This window comes from Mesorhizobium sp. M7A.F.Ca.CA.001.04.2.1, assembly GCF_003998485.1.
Lineage (GTDB): Bacteria > Pseudomonadota > Alphaproteobacteria > Rhizobiales > Rhizobiaceae > Mesorhizobium > Mesorhizobium ciceri.
On the sequence record NZ_RZQT01000226.1, the window covers coordinates 1 to 5288 of the forward strand.

At 63.0% G+C, this 5288-nt stretch carries 6 protein-coding genes; 2 read left to right on the forward strand and 4 right to left on the reverse strand.

Annotated elements, in window-relative coordinates; translation table 11 throughout:
* Both EN955_RS33495 and EN955_RS33500 read left to right on the forward strand, forming a co-directional pair.
* Window positions 1–1155 (forward strand): electron transfer flavoprotein-ubiquinone oxidoreductase (locus EN955_RS33495; protein ID WP_164769957.1); only part of this gene is annotated, 1155 nt, incomplete at its 5' end.
* A gap of 112 nt (window positions 1156–1267) precedes the next feature.
* Window positions 1268–1867 carry a DUF922 domain-containing protein gene (locus EN955_RS33500; protein WP_024505275.1) on the forward strand — a complete coding sequence of 200 codons (600 nt, stop codon included), beginning with the start codon at window positions 1268–1270 and terminating at the stop codon, window positions 1865–1867.
* A gap of 4 nt (window positions 1868–1871) precedes the next feature.
* On the opposite strand, the gene EN955_RS33505 is transcribed toward EN955_RS33500, so the two are convergent.
* The 4 genes from EN955_RS33505 to EN955_RS35005 form a co-directional block, all read right to left on the reverse strand.
* Window positions 1872–2918 (reverse strand): endonuclease/exonuclease/phosphatase family protein, encoded by a 1047-nt coding sequence (locus EN955_RS33505; RefSeq protein WP_024505274.1) that lies wholly within the window; start codon window positions 2916–2918, stop codon window positions 1872–1874.
* Between the two features lie 71 nt (window positions 2919–2989).
* Window positions 2990–4453: an AMP nucleosidase gene (locus EN955_RS33510; protein WP_224674137.1), complete on the reverse strand. Its 1464-nt coding sequence runs from the start codon at window positions 4451–4453 to the stop codon at window positions 2990–2992.
* Between the two features lie 116 nt (window positions 4454–4569).
* Entirely contained in the window at window positions 4570–4764 is a 195-nt protein-coding gene (locus EN955_RS33515; RefSeq protein WP_024505272.1) for a hypothetical protein, read from the reverse strand.
* A gap of 39 nt (window positions 4765–4803) precedes the next feature.
* The gene (locus EN955_RS35005; protein ID WP_023812838.1) at window positions 4804–4962 is read right to left on the reverse strand and encodes a hypothetical protein; all 159 of its coding nucleotides are present in this window, start codon (window positions 4960–4962) and stop codon (window positions 4804–4806) included.
* Window positions 4963–5288 lie beyond the last annotated feature (326 nt).

Consider the following 5288-nt stretch of genomic DNA (forward strand, 5'->3'; position numbering starts at 1 on the left):
GCGCTGATGGGCAAATATGTGCTGATCGGGGAGGGCGCTCGCGGCTCGCTCGCCAAGCAACTGATCGCCAGATACAAGCTTTCCGATGGCCGCGAACCGGGCAAATACGGCATCGGCCTGAAGGAACTCTGGCAGGTCAAGCCGGAGAACCACCGGCCGGGGCTGGTCCAGCATTCCTTCGGCTGGCCGCTTGACTTGAAGACCGGCGGCGGCTCGTTCCTCTACCATCTCGAGGACAATCAGGTGGCGGTCGGCTTCGTCCTCCATCTCAATTACAAGAATCCCTGGCTGTCGCCGTTCGAGGAATTCCAGCGCTTCAAGACCCATCCGGCGATCGCGGCTACGTTCGAAGGCGGCAAGCGGCTGGGCTATGGCGCGCGCGCCATCACCGAGGGCGGCTGGCAGTCGGTGCCGAAATTGTCCTTCCCCGGCGGTGCGCTGATGGGCTGTGCCGCGGGCTTCGTCAACGTGCCGCGCATCAAGGGTTCGCACAATGCGGTGCTGTCCGGCATGCTGGCGGCCGAGCATGTCGCCGAGGCGATCGGCGCCGGGCGCGCCAACGACGAACTCGCGTCCTACGAGGAAGCCTGGCGCGCGACCGACATCGGCAAGGATCTGAAGAAGGTGCGCAACGTCAAGCCGCTGTGGTCGCGCTTCGGCACCATCGTCGGTGTCGGCCTTGGCGGCCTCGATATGTGGCTGAACACGCTGTTCGGTGTCTCGCCCTTCGGCACGCTGAAGCATGGCAAGGCCGACTACGCAACGCTCGAGCCTGCCGCCCGGCACAAGAAGATCGCCTATCCGAAGCCCGATGGCGTGCTGACTTTCGACAGGCTGTCCTCGGTGTTCCTGTCCAACACCAATCACGAGGAAAACGAGCCGGTCCACCTGCTTGTCGGAGACATGGAGCTGCAGAAGCGTTCCGAGCACGATGTCTTTGCGGGCCCCTCGACGCGCTATTGTCCGGCCGGGGTTTACGAGTGGGTCGACAAAGACGGCAACGCCGCCGCCGATCCCACGGCCAAGGATGTGCGCTTCGTCATCAACGCGCAGAACTGCGTCCACTGCAAGACATGCGACATCAAGGACCCGAACCAGAACATCAACTGGGTGCCGCCGCAAGGCGGAGAAGGCCCGGTCTATCAGGGCATGTAGGCCCGCGCCGGCCGCGGCGTGCAAAGGTCCCGACGATGGCATGTGGAACATTAGAACTGTTGAAACTGCCGCGCGCTTATGGTTCCATTCCTTGACGATAAGGAGATGGCCAATGCGCCTGGCGGTTCTGGCATGCCTTGTGGCGATCGGTGCGCTGTTCGGTTTGGCTTCGGCGGCCCCGGCCGGCACCAGGGTGGTGGTCAAGACGCGGACCTACGACATCACCGGGAACACGGGGCTGGCACTAGTCCAGGCTATGGACCGCAAGGGGCCGAAGCACGGCTTCATGACGCATGCCATCGCGCTGACCGGCTACGCTGTGGATTGGGACCTCGACACCAGCCAGGACAATGGCGTCTGCCGCTTGCGGCGTGCCAACGGCACGCTCAATCTCTTCTACACGTTTCCGCGTGTCGCCTCGGCCACCACCCCGACGCTCCGGAAGCGCTGGACGCGGTTCTTCGCCGGCGTCCGCGCCCATGAGGAAACCCATGGCCGCATCGCCAGGGAGATGATGCGGGCCACGGAAAGATCCATCTCCGGCCTCAGGATTGCCGACGACCGGTCCTGCTACAAGACACGTCGCGAGGCACAGCGACGCATCAAGGCCACCAATGCCGCATATGAGGCCAAGCAGCTCGCTTTCGATGCGCGCGAGCATCGCGACGGCGGCCATGTCCAGCATCTCGTCATCGCTTTGGTCAGGCCCTGATCCTTCAGCCTGGCGTCTTGCCGGTCTGGACAATGGCCGCGGTCGCGGTTTCATGTTCATCGAGCGGCTTTTGCTGATTCAGCCTGAGCGAGAACTCCACCATGACCGGAAGGTGATCCGAGCCGGTGTCTTCCAGCCGTGTCGCCGAATGGATCGTCACGCCGCCCTTGCTGAAAACCTGGTCGATCGGCAGGCCGGCGAAGCGCCGCAGGAAATCCGGCAGCCTGATGTGGATCCAGGTCGGGCCGGCGGAAGGCATGACGGTCAGCCCGCCAAGCGCCGCGACCCGCCGCACGGCGGCACTCCATGGGGCGGCATTGCAGTCGCCCGCCATGATGGCCGTCTCGCCGAGCGCGGAAAGCGGCTCCGTCAACTCGCCGATCTGCCAGTACTGCTCGCGTGGCCAGGGCCAGCTGAGATGGATCGCGGCGACATCGACGTCGATGCCGCCGAAGTCGACGGTCGCTGTCGCCATGGCACCACGCCTTTCGCAACGCGGCTCGGTGCCGGCGGCAAAGGGCCGCCGCGAGAGCAGCGCGACGCCGAATATCTTGTTAGGGTAAGGACAGAGGATCCGGTATGGATATGCGCTGCTGATATAGCCAAGCTCGGTCGCCCACATCGCCGACACCTCGTCGAGGGTGATCACGTCGGGATTGGTCCGGCCGATCAGCGACAGCACCTTCTTCGGCGTTGGATTGTCGTAGCGCAGGTTCATCTGCAGCAGCTTGTAGATCGCGCGGTCTTCGTTCTTGGCTTCATAGGCGGCCTGAACCGGCCACAGGCGGGAGAAGGACAGCGAGCCGGAAGTGGTGGCGAAGGCCGCCACGGCAAAAAGCAGTGCCACGGCCGCTTGCAGTCGAAATGTCGTGGCCAGCAGCGGCAACGCGCAAAGCGCCATCAGCACGGCAAGGTGGACGCGGAAATGCGAGAAGGAATCGAAGGCGGGATGCAGCGTTCCGAAAAACCCGGCCACCAGCGCGATCGAACAGGCCAGCATTGCCAGGAATGCAACCGAAATCAGCAATGTCCCGAAGCCCGCTTTCTCCATGCCGCCTGCTTATCGGCAGAAATGCGGCTCAATCAAGATGGCGAAACGCCCATGCGATGCGTGGAACCGGCCTACTGGAACGCCGTTTCCGAAAAACTTCTGAGCTTGCGCGAATGCAGCCGCTCCATCGGCATTTCCGCGAGCTTCTCCATAGCCCTGATGCCGATGGTCAGGTGCTGCGCCACCTGGCGCTTGTAGAATTCGGTCGCCATGCCGGGCAGCTTCAACTCGCCATGCAGCGGTTTGTCCGAAACGCACAGCAGCGTGCCGTAGGGAACACGGAAGCGGAAGCCATTGGCGGCGATGGTCGCCGATTCCATGTCGAGTGCGATGGCGCGAGATTGCGACAGACGCTGTACCGGCCCACGCTGGTCGCGCAGTTCCCAGTTGCGATTGTCGATGGTGGCGACGGTGCCGGTGCGCATGATGCGCTTCAGGTCGTAGCCCGAAAGGCCGGTGACTTCGGCGACGGCTTCCTGCAACGCCACCTGGATCTCGGCCAGCGGCGGGATCGGCACCCAGACCGGAAGATCGTCGTCCAGCACGTGGTCCTCGCGCACATAGGCATGCGCCAGCACATAGTCGCCCAGCGCCTGGGTGTTGCGCAGGCCGGCGCAGTGACCGAGCATCACCCAGGCATGCGGCCTCAGCACCGCAATATGGTCGGTGATGGTCTTGGCGTTGGAAGGCCCGACGCCGATATTGACCATGGTGATGCCGCCATGTCCCGATTTCTTCAGGTGATAGGCCGGCATCTGCGGCAGGCGCGGCGGTGCAACGCCTTCGCTGGGCGCGCTCTGCCCGCCCTTGGTGATGACATTTCCCGGCTCGACGAACTCCGTGTATCCGCCGCCGCCATTGGCCATCAGGTCGCGGGCGCGGGCGACGAATTCGTCGATGTAGAACTGATAGTTGGTGAACAGCACGAAGTTCTGGAAATGCTGCGGCGTGGTTGCCGTATAGTGCGACAGCCGGTGCAGCGAATAGTCGATGCGCTGCGCCGTGAAGGGCGCCAGAGGCCTCGGCTCGCCGAAGGCGACTTCGAAGGTGCCGTTGGCGATCTGGTCGTCGGTGCCGTCGAGATCGGGCACGTCGAACAGGTCGCGGATCGGCCGCTTGATACGCTCTGCCGCCGCGCCGTCGACATGGGTGCCTTCAAGGAAGGCGAAATGCAGCGGGATGGGTGTGGTCGATTCCGACACCGTGACCGCAACCCCATGATTGCGCATGATCAGGCGCAACTGCTCGACGAGGTAGCTTTCGAACAGGCCCGGCTGGGTGATGGTGGTGGAAAAATGCCCAGGCGTCGGCATATGCCCATAGGCCTGGCGCGAGTCGATCTGGGTGAATGAGTTGGTGGTGACGCCGATCTCCGGATAGAAGGCCCGGTAGCGCTTGCCATTATCACCGCCTGCTGCCGCCAATTCTGCGAAGGAGTCGCGCAGGAACCTGGTGTTGCGATCGTAAAGCGCCTGCAGTGCCTTGACGGCCTTTTCGGCGCTATCAAAGCTTTGCCGGCCAAAAGGCTCCGGCATGACGACAGATTCGATGGCTTGTGGGTAGATTCGCTTTTCCATGGCTCAATATAGAGACTTGGATCGGCACTTGGGAGGGGTGTCGCGACCGAAGGCGGTCAAAGCGCCGTTTTTCTTCAACCGCGCTGCAGGCTGACCAGAAGCACAAAGCCGACGCCGGACTTCTTCAGGGCCGGTGCGTCGATCGTCGAGCCGGCGTCAGCGCGCATCATCGGCACGGCCAGGACCGGAGCGGCCAGAACCGTCAGGATAAGCGCCGCCCGCGGCAGAAGCCGAAGGGTCTTGAGAGCGTTGGCGGCGATGCGGTTCATGGCGTTCAGCTTTTCTTTTCGAGGTCTTGGTTTCTTTGTTCAGTTGCGAAGATGGGTGGGGCAGGCGAGGCGGCAGGTTCTGGAACTGGCTTCGTCCCAGGCGCGGGCCGGACGGCCCGCTTCAGCGACGAGGATGGCGAAGAACATTCCAAACAGGCTCACCAGCAGGCAGACGATGGTGAAGCGGCGAGCAAGCATTGGGTCGGTCTCCTTCAACACGCCGGAGAATGCCCTGATGCAACTGAACCGGCTCTGATGGCGGCGTTCATCTGCGGTTCAAGATGATTGACGGGGTTTCGATGGCGCTGGCGTCGGTTGGATAGCCGCCGGCCTCCATCGAGCATCACCGGCGCAGGATGTGTCGACAAAACGAAAACGGGGCCCGTCGGGGCCCCGTCAGACTGCTGACAAACCCCGTCGATTTTCGGCGGGGTTTTTTTGTTATGTGATTGAAGTGTCTTGGACTGTTTGTGTCAGGGGATTTTGACAGGAGGCGTTGGGCCTCATGTGCGGGCCGACTTGGG